Here is a 14,688-nt window from a genome sequence, read left to right as displayed (position 1 = left end):
TCAATAGGGTCCCGTGCGGGAGGGGAATACGGTATAGGTGTGCAGCGTCTCGTCCGCATTCAACCGGGCGAAGATCGGCGCAAGCCGCTCCACCCAGCGGGCAATGCCCGCTGCATCGCCGATCTCGTCCTGGCGGATTTCGATGAGGGCATGGGGGATGCCGGGTTTCATGCAATGGCGGAACATCGTGTCGCCGCGCAGCGCCCCGTCATAGGGTTCGTTGTCGCCCACCACGACGTCGCCGGGCGCTTCGAACTCGGCCAGCAGCGGGCGGACGGCGCGGGGGTCGCTGTCCCACAGCACCGTCACCTGCCAGGGCCTGGCGACACCCTTCCAGGCCGGCGTGAAGGAATGCATGGAGAGGACGAGCGGCGCCTTGCCGGTTCTGTCGGCGACGGCGCCGATCGTCCGGGACACGGCATCGTGATAGGGGCGATGGAAGGTCTCCAGCCGGTACTGCCATTCTTCGGGCGCGATCGGGTGGTTGCCTGGCACGATCGCGCCGTCGGAGATGCGCATCACCAGGGTCGGATCGTCCTCGCCGCGGTTGGGGTCGATCAGGAGACGGGAGAAGCGGCTCATGACGACCGGCGCGTTCAGCCGGGCATGAAGGCCGCGCACCAGGCCCTCGACGCCGATATCGTAGGCGATGTGGCGTTGGAAGGCGCTCTCCGGCAGGCCGAGGCGGCCGTAGCGTTCCGGCAGGCGATTGGTGGCGTGGTCCGCCAGGATGACGAGCCCGAGACCGAGATCGCCGTCGATGATTTCGAAGGGGGCGTGATCCTGCATGCCTTTAGCCGAATGTGCATCGCTCATGCCGACTGATCGCATGGGGCGATCGCGCCTGCAAGGTTCGCAGCCCTGCCTTGCGGGAAAGAATCCTTCTCCCGCCGTGAAATTGCAAACGATCGCTGCCCAACTCCGTTGCATCTGAAACGATGCAGCGGAGTTGGGCAGCGATTTCAGATTCCACGGCGCCTTTTGCACGTCGTGAACGACGCGCGGCGCTGTAGTGTTGCGTTGACATTCATGCCCCGCCGTCGCAAGAAAGCGCGAGATCAAATCAACGGAGTTGCATCGGAAGCCGTGAGAGCCAAGAGCCATCGCCCGTTTTTCCCGAAAGCCCGCGGCCTCGTCCAGGCCGGCCTTTTCGCCTTTGCCGGCTTTGCGGCCCTGTCCGTGCCGGACACGGCGAAAGCCGATTTTCGCGTGTGCAACGGCACGCAGAACCTCGTCGGCGTCGCTATCGGCTATCGCGCCAAGGAAGGCTGGATGACCGAGGGCTGGTGGCAGGTTCCCGCGACCACCTGCGCCACGCTGATCGAGGGCGAGCTGCAGTCGCGCTATTATTACCTCTATGCCGAAGATGCCGCCCGCGGCGGCCGCTGGACCGGCGACGTCAACATGTGCGTCGCCGAGAACGAGTTCAAGATCACCGGCGTGCAGGACTGCTTCGCCCGCGGTTTCCAGCGCATGGGCTTCAAGGAATACGACACGGGCCGACAGGGGAGCTGGATGGTGCAGCTCTCAGATACGCCAGGGACCCAGGAAAGCCAGAACTGATGAGACGGAACAGAAAAGTCAAAATCCTCGCCACGCTCGGACCCGCATCGTCCGATGAGCAGATGATCCAGAAGCTGCATGAGGCCGGGGCCGACCTGTTCCGCATCAATATGAGCCATGCCAGCCATGACGTGATGCGCACGCTGATCAGCCGCATCCGCGCCGTGGAAGCCCGTTGCGGCCGACCCATCGGCATCCTCGCCGATCTCCAGGGCCCGAAGCTGCGCGTCGGCAAGTTCGCCAACGGCTCGGAAGAGCTGAAGCCCGGCCAGACCTTCACGCTCGACAACAAGGACGTGCCCGGCGACAACACGCGCGTCTACCTGCCGCATCCGGAAATCCTCGAGGCTGTCAAGCCCGGCCATCGCCTGCTGATCGACGACGGCAAGCTGCATCTGCGTGCCGAATCGTCCGATGGCACGGCGATCGTCTGCACCGTCGTCTCGGGCACCAAGATCTCCGACCGCAAGGGTGTCAGCCTGCCCGATACGCTGCTCGGCGTCGGCGCGCTGACCGAGAAGGACCGCATCGACCTCGATGCGGTGCTGGCGACCGGCAGCGTCGACTGGGTGGCGCTCTCCTTCATCCAGCGTCCGGAGGACCTTGCCGAGGTGCGCAAGGTCGCGCGCGGCCGCGTCGGCCTGATGTCGAAGATCGAAAAGCCGCAGGCGATCGAACGCATCGACGAGATCATCGAGCTTTCCGACGCCCTCATGGTGGCGCGCGGAGACCTTGGCGTGGAAATGCCGCTGGAAGCCGTGCCAGGCCTGCAGAAGCAGCTCATCCGCGCCTGCCGCCGCGCGGGCAAGCCGGTCGTCGTCGCAACGCAGATGCTGGAATCGATGATCTCCGCTCCCGTGCCGACCCGCGCCGAGGTGTCGGACGTCGCGACCGCCGTCTTCGAAGGCGCGGACGCCGTGATGCTGTCGGCCGAATCCGCCTCGGGCGCCTATCCGGTCGAAGCCGTCTCCACCATGGCCTCGATCGCCAGCAAGGTCGAGCGGGACCCGCACTATCCGGGCATCATCTATGCCCAGCGCTCGACGCCGGAAGCCACGGGCGCGGACGCCATCTCGCTGGCCGCCCGCCAGATCGCCGAGACGCTGAAGCTGTCGGCCATCGTCTGTTACACCTCGTCGGGCACGACGGGCCTGCGCGCCGCGCGCGAGCGGCCGGACGTGCCGGTCCTGGCGCTCTCGCCGGTCATCGAGACGGCGCGCCGCCTCTCGGTCGTCTGGGGCCTGCACTGCGTCGTCACGGGCGATGCGGAGGACCTCGACGACATGGTGAACCGCGCCTGCCGCATCGTCGTCACCGAAGAATTCGGCAAGCCGGGCGACCGCATCATCATCTCGGCCGGCGTGCCGCTGCGCACGCCGGGCGCGACGAACATGCTGCGCATCGCCTATATCGGCGCTGACGGCGTCAGCGGCGTCTAGGCCTATTCTTCATGATCTTGCGCAAGGCGGGCCTCGGCCCGCCTTGCCGATTCCTGGAGGTCGCGCACCTTCCCGGCGATCTTCTCCAGTGCCTCGACGGCAAGGTCCGTCACGACATAGTCCGGCTTGTGGCCGAGATTGCGGATCCAGACGAGTTCCGATCCGGCTATGTCGCGCGCCAGCCCGCGCGAATGGATTTCCTCGTAGACCACGCCATCGGCATCGCCGGTGACGACCACCGTCGGCGCGCGGATCTGCCGGTAGCGCGGCTGTATGCGGCGGACGTATTCCAGGAGATTGGCGACGTCGGCGGCGTTGTTGCGAAAGGCGTCGGGGCGCAGCACGAGGGCAGGGGCGGTCGCGGCGACATAGTCGTCGGGACGCGGATTGGGCGCGAAGACGAAGCGCGTGCCGCGGTCGATGCGCAGGAGGCCCGCGGGCAGCGCGACGATGCGGGTGAAGAGCCAGCCGATGACGGGCATCTTCGCGATATCGTAGTACCAGTCGATACCGCCGGGCCAGGGATGGGTGGCCGGCGCCAGGAAGAGAAGGCCGGCCGTCTTCTCCGGATGCTCCAGCGCGAAGCTGGCGGCGATGGCGCCGCCGAAGGAATGGCCGACGATGATCGCCCTGTCGAGCCCGCGCTTTTCCATCAGCCGCGCGATGGCGCGGGCCTGCCCGTCCGGCCAGCCGTTCTCCGGGCCGCCGCGATCGGAGTAGCCATGGCCCGGCCGGTCGAGGAAGAGCATTGCGGCGCGGCCGTTCAGCTTGTCCCGAAAGGCGTGCATCTGGTCGCGCAGATTGCCGCTGGCGCCGTGGATGAAGACGAGAGGCGGCAGGTCGGCATTCATGCCGGCGGCCACCAGCACGCTGTTGAGGCTGACGCCGCCGACATCGATCCGTTCGCCGATGTTCGGGAATTGCCGCTCGATCGCCCGTGCCTTCCAGACGGTGAAGGCGTAGCCGGCAAGCGCGAGGGCGAGAGGAAGGGTAAGGAGGGCGAGCAGCATGAAACGGAGAGGGAAGGGCAAGGACGATCCGGTTTCCGTTGAGATAGCCGATCCATGCCGTCGGCGCCATGCCGGAGACTATGTGCGCTGGCCGGTCAGCTTTTCCGCAAGGTCGCCCATTTCCTTCTGCGCCTGCCGTTCGGTCGGGTAGATGTCGAGGAATTTCTCCCAGGCCTTCATCGCCATCTCGTCCCGGCCCGACTGGGCAAGGATCGCCGCCATGCCGGCGAGCGCGCCGAAATGCCGGGGCTCGATGGCCAGCACCTGGTTGATGTCGGACATCGACTTGCGGTAGTTGCGCATCTTGAAGTGCAGCGTCGCCCGGCGGTTCCAGCCCTCGACATAGTCGGGTTTCAGGCGAATCGCTTCGTCGAGGTAGTCGAGCGCTGCGGCGTTCTTTTCCTCGGCGATGGCCTTGTCGGCCCATTGGATGAGAAGGTTGATGCTGGCGCTGCCCGAATCCTGCCATTCCCGCCGGATCTGGTCGGCGATGCCGCGAGCCTTATCCGGATTGCCTTCGCGCTTCAGCTCGCTGAAGAGCTTTTCGAGGCGCTGGGCCTGGGTCGTGAAGGCGCCGGAAGCGGGATCGACGGATGCCTTGTCGACCGTCTGCGCAAGCGCAATGGCCGGGGCGCCCCCGATCAGGACGAGGGAAAGACAGAGTGCTGCAGGCGTAAAAATGCGCATGGCGGTTATGGTAAACCGCCATGGCCGAACGTCAAATCAATATTTTTCGACCACCGCGATCCGCTTGCGGGAAGGCGACCGCGACGCCTGATCAGCCCTGGCGGGCCTTGAAGCGCGGGTTCTGCTTGTTGATGATGTAGATGCGGCCCTTACGGCGAACAAGGCGATTCTCGCGGTGACGAGCCTTGAGCGACTTGAGCGAATTCTTGATCTTCATTTTTCTGATCCGCGTATTGCAGGGCGACTCGAGTTCGCCGGATTTCCTCAATCAAAAACGCGCCGTTTCGGGCGCGCTTTCAGGTTGGCAGGCATGTACCTTGTCACTTTTGTGCTGTCAACCATCGGCAGCGGGTTTTCCGCGGCAAGGACCGGTTTTCCAGCGTCGCTTAGTCCAGAATCTGGGTGATATGCCCCATTTTTCGACCCGGCCGGGCTTCCGTCTTGCCATAGAGATGGACGAGCACGCCGGGCCTTGCGAGCCAGGCGGGGACGTCCTCGATATCGTCGCCGACGAGATTCTGCATCACGCAATCCGAATGGCGGCGGGGATCGCCGAGCGTATGGCCGGCGACGGCGCGGATATGCTGCTCGAACTGCGAGATGACGCAGGCCGCCTCCGTCCAATGGCCGGAATTGTGCACGCGGGGCGCAATCTCGTTGGCGACGAGCCCGCCATCCGGCAGCACGAAGAACTCGACGCCGATGACGCCGACATAGTCGAGCTGGTCGAGGATGGCGCGGGCCGCCTTGCGGGCCTGGTTGGCGGTCGCCTCACCGACGCGGGCCGGCAGGGTGGAGGTGTGCAGGATGCCGTTCTGGTGGACGTTTTCCGCCGGATCGTAGCAGGCGATGGTGCCCTCGCGGTCGCGTGCGGCGATGATGGAGATTTCCCGCTCGAACGGCACCAGGCTCTCGAGGATCAGCGGTACCCCGCCGAGCGCCTCGAAGGTGCCTTCGCGATCCTCCGCAGGCGAACGGAAGAGCCGCTGGCCCTTGCCGTCATAGCCGAGCCGGCGCGTCTTCAGGACACCGACGCCGCCGAAGCGGTCGAGTGCGTCTTCGAGGTCGGCCTGGTCGTCCACGGCGGCAAAATCGGCGGTGAGGATGCCGCAGTCGCGGATGAAGCGCTTTTCGACGAGCCGGTCCTGCGAGACCTCCAGCGCGCGCGGCGGGGGATAGACCGGGATGGCCGTGGCGAGCGCCTCGGCGGCGGAAACCGGCACGTTCTCGAATTCGTAGGTCACGACGTCGGAGATGCGGGCAAGTTCGGCAAGCGCGTCCGCATCGTCATAGGCCGCGACGATCTGGGCGTTGGCGACCTGCGCGGCCGGACAATCGGCCTGCGGTTCGAGGATGACGGTCTTGAGGTTCAGCCGGGCAGCCGCCATGGCCAGCATGCGGCCGAGCTGGCCGCCGCCGATGATGCCGATCGTGCGGACGCTCATAGCGGGCCGTCCACGGGATATTCTGCGACGGCGTTCGACTGGTTTTCCCGCCATTCATCGAGGCGGTGGGCGAGTTCCGGATCACCCAGTGCCAGCACGGCGGCGGCGAGCAGCGCGGCATTGACCGCGCCCGCCTTGCCGATGGCGAGCGTGCCGACGGGAATGCCGGCGGGCATCTGCACGATGGAGAGCAGGCTGTCCTGGCCGGACAGCGCCTTGGACTGGACCGGCACGCCGAAGACCGGCAGCGGCGTCATCGCCGCGGCCATGCCGGGCAGGTGCGCCGCGCCGCCGGCGCCGGCCACGATGACCTTGAAACCCTCCGCCTTCGCCCCGCGGGCAAAGCTGTACAGCCGGTCGGGCGTGCGGTGCGCCGAAATGATGCGGGCCTCGTAGTCGACGCCGAGCGCATCGAGCGTATCGGCGGCGTTCTTCATCGTCTCCCAGTCGGACTGGCTTCCCATGATGATGGCGACGGGGGGCGTTTCTGTCGTGTCCAAGGCGTCTTTCCCGCTTTCAGGCGATGATATCGGGGATGATCTGGTCTTCCAGCTTGGAGATCTTGTCCTTGAGGACCAGCTTCTTCTTCTTCATGCGCTGGATTCTGAGGGCTTCGCAGCCGATCTGGATCATGGCGTTGATCGCGGCATCGTAGTCTTCGTGCTCCTGGCGCAGCCGTGCAACGGCAAGCCGCAATTCAGCCTGTTCCTGGTCTGCCATGCTATTTCTTTCCCCGTCGTCGGCGGTGCGGCCGAGCCGCGGTCCTCCAGCTTGTATGAAGGCTGCTCCTACCACGAAACCCCTGGTAACGGGAAGTTATCCCTTGCCACGTTTTCGCCTTCGACAAATGAAAAATGACATGGCACACTGGTTCTGTTGCAACCTGGACCACCCGGCATGCGAATGACCGGGTGCAAGCAAAAGGAAGGAACTGTCACATGACGATTGAGGCTCATCTGGCCACGCTCGAAAAGAAGCACTTCGCTCTGGAAGCCGAGCTGCACGCTGCAATGAATCAGCCGTCCTCGGAGGACCAGACGATCGCGGACATCAAGCGTCGCAAGTTGCGCATCAAGGACGAGATCGAGCGCCTTCGCGGCTCCTCTCACTGAAAAGACAGGGATTTTTCCAAAGTTACGGAAGGGGTGAGGGTCGCGGAACAGTTGGTCTGTATGGGAGGACCAGGGTAGGAGCCCATTTCGCGAAACCGCTCCCGGTACACGAAAACCTTAGATGTCGAGACGCCCTGGCCGCCAAGATGGCGCGCCGGGGCGTTCTGTCTCAGGACGGGACATCCGGCTCAGGACCAGAACTGGTCGAGCCAGAGATTGAGCCGGTCGAAGCCCCGCGCGTTGATCGCGTAGATGCGTTTCGTGCCTTGGGATTTCACGCTGACGAGATTGCAGTCGAGCAGGGCCTTGAGGTGCTGCGAGACCGCCGGGCGGCTGATCGGCAGGCCTTCGGAAAGCTCGTTGACGGTGCGCGGCGCCCGGCGCAGCTCCTCCAGCAGGAACCTGCGGTTGGGGTCGGCAATCGCAGCGAAGGGGTCCGGGTGCGCCATGGGCGGACGCTATGGCAAAGCAGCATTTGCGGCAAGTGTTTTGTGCGCTGCGAAGGGCCCGACCCGGTTCAGAGAAAGGCGACCACGCCGTCATAGGCCAGCTTCGCGCCGGCGATGAGGGCCATCGCATACATGAAGGGATAGAAAACGGCGGGCTTCATGCGCTTGACGATGAAACCGCCGATGGCCGTCGCCACGATGGCGAGCGGCACGAGCGTGGCCGATATCGTCAGGTTCGTCGTGTCGAGCTGGCCGAGCGCGAAATAGGGGCCGAGCTTGATGACGTTGAGGATGGCGAAGAAGCGCACGGCCGCGCCGGTATAGTCGCGCGGCGGCAGCTTCAGCGGCAGGCTGTAGACCTGGAAGGGCGCGCCGCCGGCATGGGCGACGAAGCTGCCGTAGCCGGACAGCGTGCCGAGGAAGGCGGCGGGCAGCAGCCGGTGCGGCTTGGGCGGCACGATGTAACCATGACGCGCGCGCCAGCCGTTGTAGAAGTAGCGGGCGACGAAGAGAACGGTGATGAGCCCGATGATAAGGCGCAGCACATCGCGCGGCACATAGGCCGATGTCGCCCAGCCGATCGCGATGCCGATGAGGGCGCCGGGCAGCAGCATCTTCAATAGCGTGCGGTCGTTGTGCTGGCGCCAGATCCAGAGCGAGACGCAATCCATCACCACGAGGATGGGCAGCAGGATGGCGGCGGCTTGCACCGGAGGAACGGCCATGGCAAGCAGCGGCACGCCCATCAGGGCCAGCGCCTCGCCCATGCCGCCCTTCGTCAGGCCGACCAGGAGGACAGCGGGGACGGCGGCATAGTAGATGGCGGGGTCGATGGACATGAAGGGCGATTGATCCTGTTCGTCCTTCCGTCTATCCGCTTTGATCTGTTATGACGAGCCCGAGTGCCGTATTCTAAGGAAGTTCATCCATGTCCGATGCCGAAACCCGCTGCCGCCTGGTGTTGATCCTGCCCGAGGGCGAGGACCTTTCCGCCCGCGCCGCGATGCTGGAAGGCGCGCTGAAGGGCGGTGATGTCGCCTCGGTGATCCTGCCGCAATACGGGCTGGACGACGGCCAGTTCCAGAAACACGCCGAAACCCTGGTGCCGATCGTCCAGCAGGCGGGCGCCGCGGCGCTCGTTGCGGGCGATACCCGCGTTGCCGGCCGGGCGAAGGCCGACGGCATCCATGTCACCGGGGGACTCGAAGAGCTCGGCGAGACGATCGAGAAGTTCACGCCGAAGCTCATCGTCGGCGGCGGCAACGCGACGGACCGGCACAGGGCGCTGGAGATCGGCGAGGTGCAGCCGGACTATATCTTCTTCGGCAAGATCGGCGGCGACATCAAGCCGGAGGCGCATCCGAAGAACCTCGCGCTTGCCGAATGGTGGGCCTCGATGGTGGAGATTCCCTGCATCGTGCTCGGCGGCACGGATCCGCACTCCGCATTGGCCGCGGCCGAGACCGGCGCGGAGTTCGTGGCCCTCGACAAGGCGGTCTTCGCCGATCCGGCGCAGGCCCCGCATGTGGTGGCGGCGGTCAATGCCCTTCTTGACGAAAAAGCGCCACGGTTTGAGCAATAGTAGGCGCTCATGATCAGGGCCGTTCTCATCCAAGCTTGCCGTATCGTGCCGGTGGCGCTTCTCGCCGCGGGCGTCCTCGTTGCCGCGCCCGCCTCGGCGGAAACAGCGAAGAAGGGACCGTCCGTGACGGCGGGCAGTGCGGCGACCACCAAGGACCCGGCGGGCGAGATCGAGCCCGCTTCCGCCGACGACCAGTCCGCCACGAAAACGGACGCGGAGAAGGACAAGCCCGCCGACGGCCCGTCGACCGGCCTTTCCGTGCTCGACCGCATGGGCGCGGACCTGCCGGCGCTGCCGGAGGAAAAGCCCTTCACCGGCAAGATCGACGAGGCCTATGGCGCTTTCCAGCGTGGCCGCTACCTGACGGCGATGGAGCTGGCCCTGCCGCGTGCGCAGCTTGGCGACCCAGCCGCGCAGACGCTGGTGGCCGAAGTCCTCGACCGCGGCCTCGGCGTCAAGCGGAACCGCGAGCAGGCCATGTTCTGGTACGAGCAGGCCGCCAATGGCGGCGATCCCACCGGCATGTTCAAATATGCGATCCTGCTGATGGAGCGCTCGCGCTCGAAGGAGGACCGGGCCAAGGCCGACGAGCTGATGAAGAAATCGGCCGATCTCGGCAATGCCTCCGCGCAGTTCAATTACGCGCAGGTTCTGGTGGCCGATTCCCCGGGGGAGAAGGGCCTGCGCGCGGCGCTGCCCTACTACGAGAAATCCGCCGAACAGGGCATTGCGGATGCGCAATATGCCGTCTCGCAGATCTATGTCAGCCTGAAGGGCCTGCCGGAGGAGAAGACGAGGCGCGCCAGGGAATGGCTGCTGCGTGCCGCACGCGCCGGCTTCGACACGGCCCAGCTCGACCTCGGCATGTGGCTGGTCAACGGCACGGGCGGCGAGCGTGACTACGAGGCCGGCTTCAATTGGCTGAAGCGGGCGGCCGGCGGCGGCAATGCCGTGGCCCAGAGCAAGCTCGCCCAGCTCTATATCCACGCCATCGGCACCCGGCCCGATCCGGTCGAGGCGGCCAAATGGTTCGTTCTCGCCCGTCGCGCCGGGCTCAACGATCCCTCGCTCGAAGACTTCTATCTCGGCCTCAGCGACGCGCAGCAGAAGGCGGCGATCGACGCGGCCAACAAGTATCGTTCAGGCTCCTGAGACCGCCCCCGTTTACCCTTTGCAGCAACGGGGGCCCTGCATTGCAGCCGACGCAGGGGGGCGAGGCTTGAAACTTCGGGGGATTTGTGGTTTTGAGGCCGCATATTCCGGACCCGGCGCGTTTCGCGCCGCGGCTCTGCCGTTCCGAAGCGCCGGACACTCCCGAAGGATTTTTGCTACATGGCTCGTTCAGCTCTTCTCAACGTCATGGTTCAGGCCGCCTTCAAGGCCGGCAAGTCGCTCGCGCGCGATTTCGGCGAGGTGCAGAATCTGCAGGTCTCGCTGAAGGGCCCGGGCGACTACGTTTCGCAGGCCGACCGCAAGGCGGAAAAGCTGATCCGCGAGGAGCTGATGAAGGCCCGTCCGACCTACGGCTTCCTCGGCGAGGAATCCGACGAGATCATCGGCACCGACGGCGCACACCGCTGGATCGTCGATCCGCTCGACGGCACGACCAACTTCCTGCACGGCATTCCCTGTTTTGCGATCTCCATCGCGCTGGAGCGGAACGGCGAGATCGTCGCCGCCGTCGTGCTGAATCCGGCGACGGACGAGCTGTTCACCGCCGAACGCGGCGGCGGCGCCTTCCTCAATGACCGGCGCCTGCGCGTGGCGGCCCGCAAGAACCTGTCGGATGCCGTCATCGGCTGCGGCGTCCCGCATCTCGGCCGCGGCAACCATGGCAAGTTCCTCATCGAGCTGCGCCATGTGATGGGTGAAGTCTCCGGCATGCGCCGCCTCGGCTCGGCCTCGCTCGATCTCGCCTATGTCGCCGCCGGTCGTTTCGACGGTTTCTGGGAGCGCGACCTCGCGCCGTGGGACCTGGCGGCCGGCATTCTCCTGATTCGCGAGGCGGGCGGCTACGCAACCGACCTTGCCGGCGGCAGTGCCATGCTCGACACCGGCACGGTCGTCGCCGGCAACGAATATATCCACAAGGCGCTCAGCGAAGTCGTGCACCGTCCGGTGCCGACGCGCTAAGACCCGGAAATGGGCGGCGCATTCGGCGCCGCTGTTGCCGCTAAGCCCTTCAATTCGGCGCAATCTTCCTCTAGTCTCCCGCCCGACGAGGAAGCGGAGAGACGACGATATGGCGAAGCTTGGGCTGTCGGGCTGGGGAGGGTCGCCCGGGACTGCGGAGGATTATCCCCACAAACTCTCAAGCCCCATGGCCTTCTTCTGGACGATGGTGATCTTCCTCATCATCGTCGGCTTCGTGGCCGCCATCCTCTTCCGCCAGGCGCAATCTGCCTTCCTCAGCAATCCGGGCCTCAACGGCCTCATCCTCGGCGTGCTGCTGATCGGCATCCTCCTGGTCTTCAACCATGTGCTGGCGCTGAGGCCGGAAGTGCGCTGGTTCAACTCCTTCCGCGCCGCCGGCAGCGCCGAGAAGGTCGGGCGCGATCCCGTGCTGCTCGCGCCGATGCGCGCGCTAATCGGCCGGCGGCATTCCGTGGCGCTCTCGGCCACCGCGCTGCGCTCGATCCTGGATTCCATCGCGACCCGCCTCGACGAATCGCGCGATACGTCCCGCTACCTCATCGGCCTTCTCGTCTTCCTCGGCCTTCTCGGCACCTTCTGGGGCCTTCTCGGCACCATCGGCTCGATCAGCCAGGTCATCCAGTCGCTCGATGCTGGCGGCGGCACCGCGAATGACATCCTCAATGCCCTGAAGGAAGGCCTTTCCGCGCCGCTCGACGGCATGGGCACCGCCTTCTCCACCTCGCTCTTCGGCCTGTCCGGTTCGCTGATCCTCGGCTTCCTCGACCTGCAGGCCGGCCGTGCGCAGAACCGTTTCTATACGGAGCTGGAGAACTGGCTCTCCTCCGTCACCGATGTCGGCCCGGAACTGCAGCCGGTCGTCGACATGGCGGCCAGTTCCTCCACCGACGTGCAGGCCCTCGCCCAGCAGATCCTGAAGCTGGCGCAGGAGGGCGGCGGCGGCCGTTCGACGGCGGCCATGGCGAGCCTTGCCGAGGGCATTCAGGGCCTCGTGAAGAACATGCGCAGCGAGCAACAGATGCTGCGCGACTGGATCGAGGCGCAGCAGGAGGAATCGAAGGCCCTGCGCCGCACGCTCGACCGGCTTGCCGCCCGCAGCGGGGAGAAGAACGTCGAGCGCCTGCCTGAGCGCGCGACGGAAAAAGCCCACAAGGCCGGGGGCGAATAGGGATGGCGCTCGCCCGCAACCGGCGCAGCCAGCGCGCGGTCGACTACTGGCCGGGCTTCGTCGATGCGCTGTCGACGCTGCTGCTCGCCATCATGTTCCTGCTCACGGTCTTCGTGCTGGCGCAGTTCTTCCTGAGCCGCGAGATTTCCGGCAAGGACGACGTGCTCAACCGGCTGACGAGCCAGATCAACGAGCTGACCCAGCTCCTGGCGCTGGAAAAGAGCGGCAAGCAGGACCTCGAGGATGCGCTCGTCAATCTCCAGGCCTCGCTTGCCCAGTCGGAAAGCGACCGCACCCGCCTCCAGCAACTGCTCGACAGCGGCGCCGGCGCTTCCGATGCCGCCAATGCCCGCGTCACGACGCTGGAGGGCGAGCTCGATTCGGAAAAGCAGGTGAGCGCGCGGGCCATGAGCCAGATCGAGCTGCTCAACCAGCAGATCGCGGCGCTGCGCAGCCAGATCGCCGCCGTCGAGGAGGCGCTGCAGGCTTCGGAGGCCAAGGACAAGTCCTCGCAGGCGAAGATCGCTGATCTCGGCCGCCGCCTCAATGTCGCGCTGGCGCAGCGCGTGCAGGAGCTCAACAGGTACCGCTCCGACTTCTTCGGGCGCCTGCGCGAGATTCTTTCCGACCGGGAGAACATCCGCATCGTCGGCGACCGTTTCGTCTTCCAGTCGGAGGTGCTCTTCCCCTCGGGCGGCAGCGATCTCAACGAGGCGGGGCAGGCGGAGATGGGCAAGCTCGCCGCCGCGCTGCTCGATCTCGCCCGGGAGATTCCCTCCGAGATCAACTGGGTGCTGCGCGTCGACGGCCATACGGACAACGTGCCGCTTTCCGGCACGGGCCGCTATCGCGACAACTGGGAGCTTTCCTCCGCCCGCGCGACGTCGGTCGTCAAGTTCCTGATCTCCAAAGGCGTGCCGGCCAACCGGCTGGTCGCGGCGGGCTTCGGCGAGTTCCAGCCGATCGCGGAAGGCAGCGACGATGCGGCGCGGGCAACCAACCGCCGCATCGAGCTGAAACTCACCGAAAGATAACTCAGTCCATCTGGATGTTGGCGCCCTCGACCACCGGCTTCCATTTGGCAAGCTCTTCCGTGACGTGCTTGCCCAGCTCCTCCGGCGTCGAGCCGACGATGGTGGCGCTGAACTCCTTCATGCGTTCGGCGACGGCGGGGTCCTTCAGCGCCGCATTCGCCGCCTCGTTCAGCTTCGCGACGACCTCGTCCGGCGTGCCGGCCGGGGCGAAGAGCGCGTTCCACGTGTAGGTCTCGTAGCCGGGAATGCCCGATTCGGCGACCGTCGGCACATCCGGGAAGGAGGCTGCGCGCTCCTTCGTGGTGACGGCGAGCGCGCGCAGCGTGCCGGCCTTGATGTGGCCGGAGGAGGAGGGCAGGTTGTCGAACATGATCGGGATCTGGTTGCCGATCACGTCGTTCAGCGCCGGGCCGGAGCCCTTGTAGGGCACGTGCTGCATGCTGACGCCCGCCATCGACTTGAAGAGTTCGCCGGAGAGGTGCAGCGGTGTGCCGTTGCCGGAGGAGGCATAGCTGTAGCCTTCCGGATCGGCCTTCAGCAGCGCCAGCAGTTCCTCGACGGTCTTCGCCGGCAGTTCCGGGTTCACCACCAGCACGTTCGGCACGATGACGAGCAGCGAGACCGGCGCGAAGTCCTTCTCCGCATCGTAGGGCTTGGTCTTGAGGATAAGCGGGTTCAGCGCGTGTGTCGCGACGGTCGCCATCAGGATCGTGTAGCCGTCCGGCTCGGCGCGTGCCACGCGGTCGGCGCCGAGGCTGCCGCCAGCGCCGCCGACATTTTCCACGACGATCTGCTGGCCGAGGATGTCGCCCATCTTCTGCGCGATGATGCGCGCGACGACATCCGTCGAGCCGCCGGCGGCGAAGGGCACGACGAGCGTGATCGTCCGGTCGGGGAATTGCTGGGCGCTGGCGGGCAGGCCGAGTGCCAGAGATGCGAGCACGGTGGTGCCGAGGGCCATGAGGGTCCGGCGGGTGAGCGTCGAAAATGTCACGTTGTTTCCTCCCGAGGTGACGTGAAGTCCGCCCCCTCAGGATAGGGCGCC

General features: G+C 65.9%; 18 protein-coding genes. 8 read left to right on the top strand and 10 right to left on the bottom strand.

Annotation, left to right across the window (positions count from 1 at the left end; genetic code table 11):
- The gene (locus WMC41_RS16710) at positions 1 to 789 is read right to left on the bottom strand and encodes an N-formylglutamate amidohydrolase (RefSeq protein ID WP_432344922.1); all 789 of its coding nucleotides are present in this window, start codon (positions 787 to 789) and stop codon (positions 1 to 3) included.
- 384 nt (positions 790 to 1,173) lie between these two features.
- Here WMC41_RS16710 and WMC41_RS16705 point away from each other — a divergent pair, with 384 nt between their 5' ends.
- Complete coding sequence (locus tag WMC41_RS16705) at positions 1,174 to 1,563, top strand: DUF1036 domain-containing protein (RefSeq protein ID WP_306414950.1); 390 nt, start codon at positions 1,174 to 1,176, stop codon at positions 1,561 to 1,563.
- Entirely contained in the window at positions 1,563 to 3,002 is a 1,440-nt protein-coding gene (pyk, locus tag WMC41_RS16700) for a pyruvate kinase (RefSeq protein WP_432344919.1), read from the top strand. The genes WMC41_RS16705 and pyk overlap by 1 nt, the downstream gene beginning before the upstream one ends.
- A 2-nt stretch (positions 3,003 to 3,004) precedes the next feature.
- Here the strand turns inward: pyk and WMC41_RS16695 are convergent, their stop codons facing one another.
- The 6 genes from WMC41_RS16695 to WMC41_RS16670 form a co-directional block, all read right to left on the bottom strand.
- Positions 3,005 to 4,012, bottom strand: coding sequence for an alpha/beta fold hydrolase (locus WMC41_RS16695; RefSeq protein ID WP_432348365.1), 1,008 nt, complete (start codon positions 4,010 to 4,012; stop codon positions 3,005 to 3,007).
- A gap of 78 nt (positions 4,013 to 4,090) precedes the next feature.
- Positions 4,091 to 4,708: a hypothetical protein gene (locus WMC41_RS16690; protein WP_432348363.1), complete on the bottom strand. Its 618-nt coding sequence runs from the start codon at positions 4,706 to 4,708 to the stop codon at positions 4,091 to 4,093.
- Between the two features lie 82 nt (positions 4,709 to 4,790).
- A complete protein-coding gene (gene ykgO, locus WMC41_RS16685) occupies positions 4,791 to 4,916 on the bottom strand; it encodes a type B 50S ribosomal protein L36 (protein WP_024271182.1) in 126 nt (41 codons plus the stop codon).
- 169 nt (positions 4,917 to 5,085) lie between these two features.
- Positions 5,086 to 6,144, bottom strand: a complete 1,059-nt coding sequence (locus WMC41_RS16680) for a 5-(carboxyamino)imidazole ribonucleotide synthase (RefSeq protein ID WP_432344917.1) — start codon at positions 6,142 to 6,144, stop codon at positions 5,086 to 5,088.
- Positions 6,141 to 6,608 carry a 5-(carboxyamino)imidazole ribonucleotide mutase gene (purE, locus tag WMC41_RS16675; protein WP_244768502.1) on the bottom strand — a complete coding sequence of 156 codons (468 nt, stop codon included), beginning with the start codon at positions 6,606 to 6,608 and terminating at the stop codon, positions 6,141 to 6,143. Before purE ends, WMC41_RS16680 begins: the two co-directional genes overlap by 4 nt.
- Before the next feature lie 52 nt (positions 6,609 to 6,660).
- Positions 6,661 to 6,864, bottom strand: a complete 204-nt coding sequence (locus WMC41_RS16670) for a YdcH family protein (protein ID WP_244768304.1) — start codon at positions 6,862 to 6,864, stop codon at positions 6,661 to 6,663.
- A gap of 218 nt (positions 6,865 to 7,082) precedes the next feature.
- Here WMC41_RS16670 and WMC41_RS16665 point away from each other — a divergent pair, with 218 nt between their 5' ends.
- The gene (locus WMC41_RS16665; protein ID WP_064496056.1) at positions 7,083 to 7,256 is read left to right on the top strand and encodes a YdcH family protein; all 174 of its coding nucleotides are present in this window, start codon (positions 7,083 to 7,085) and stop codon (positions 7,254 to 7,256) included.
- A gap of 188 nt (positions 7,257 to 7,444) precedes the next feature.
- Here the strand turns inward: WMC41_RS16665 and WMC41_RS16660 are convergent, their stop codons facing one another.
- Both WMC41_RS16660 and WMC41_RS16655 read right to left on the bottom strand, forming a co-directional pair.
- Complete coding sequence (locus tag WMC41_RS16660; protein ID WP_244768305.1) at positions 7,445 to 7,705, bottom strand: ArsR/SmtB family transcription factor; 261 nt, start codon at positions 7,703 to 7,705, stop codon at positions 7,445 to 7,447.
- A gap of 68 nt (positions 7,706 to 7,773) precedes the next feature.
- Positions 7,774 to 8,544, bottom strand: coding sequence for a sulfite exporter TauE/SafE family protein (locus tag WMC41_RS16655; protein ID WP_272806464.1), 771 nt, complete (start codon positions 8,542 to 8,544; stop codon positions 7,774 to 7,776).
- 89 nt (positions 8,545 to 8,633) lie between these two features.
- Between WMC41_RS16655 and WMC41_RS16650 the strand changes: the two genes are divergently transcribed.
- From WMC41_RS16650 to WMC41_RS16630, 5 genes are all read left to right on the top strand, one after another.
- Positions 8,634 to 9,287, top strand: coding sequence for a thiamine phosphate synthase (locus tag WMC41_RS16650; protein WP_432344913.1), 654 nt, complete (start codon positions 8,634 to 8,636; stop codon positions 9,285 to 9,287).
- Positions 9,288 to 9,296: 9 nt separating this feature from the next.
- Positions 9,297 to 10,439 carry a tetratricopeptide repeat protein gene (locus tag WMC41_RS16645; RefSeq protein WP_432344911.1) on the top strand — a complete coding sequence of 381 codons (1,143 nt, stop codon included), beginning with the start codon at positions 9,297 to 9,299 and terminating at the stop codon, positions 10,437 to 10,439.
- 180 nt (positions 10,440 to 10,619) lie between these two features.
- Complete coding sequence (locus WMC41_RS16640) at positions 10,620 to 11,420, top strand: inositol monophosphatase family protein (RefSeq protein ID WP_432344909.1); 801 nt, start codon at positions 10,620 to 10,622, stop codon at positions 11,418 to 11,420.
- A gap of 109 nt (positions 11,421 to 11,529) precedes the next feature.
- Entirely contained in the window at positions 11,530 to 12,609 is a 1,080-nt protein-coding gene (locus WMC41_RS16635) for a MotA/TolQ/ExbB proton channel family protein (RefSeq protein ID WP_244768310.1), read from the top strand.
- Between the two features lie 2 nt (positions 12,610 to 12,611).
- The gene (locus WMC41_RS16630) at positions 12,612 to 13,643 is read left to right on the top strand and encodes a peptidoglycan -binding protein (protein ID WP_432344906.1); all 1,032 of its coding nucleotides are present in this window, start codon (positions 12,612 to 12,614) and stop codon (positions 13,641 to 13,643) included.
- A gap of 1 nt (position 13,644) precedes the next feature.
- Here the strand turns inward: WMC41_RS16630 and WMC41_RS16625 are convergent, their stop codons facing one another.
- The gene (locus WMC41_RS16625; RefSeq protein ID WP_432348361.1) at positions 13,645 to 14,604 is read right to left on the bottom strand and encodes a Bug family tripartite tricarboxylate transporter substrate binding protein; all 960 of its coding nucleotides are present in this window, start codon (positions 14,602 to 14,604) and stop codon (positions 13,645 to 13,647) included.
- Positions 14,605 to 14,688 lie beyond the last annotated feature (84 nt).

The sequence above is a fragment of the Shinella yambaruensis genome (genome assembly GCF_050859155.1).
In the GTDB taxonomy this organism is placed as follows: Bacteria; Pseudomonadota; Alphaproteobacteria; order Rhizobiales; family Rhizobiaceae; genus Shinella; species Shinella yambaruensis.
The sequence above is the reverse complement of the archived record's forward strand: the minus strand, read 5'-3'. Positions and strand labels throughout refer to the sequence as shown.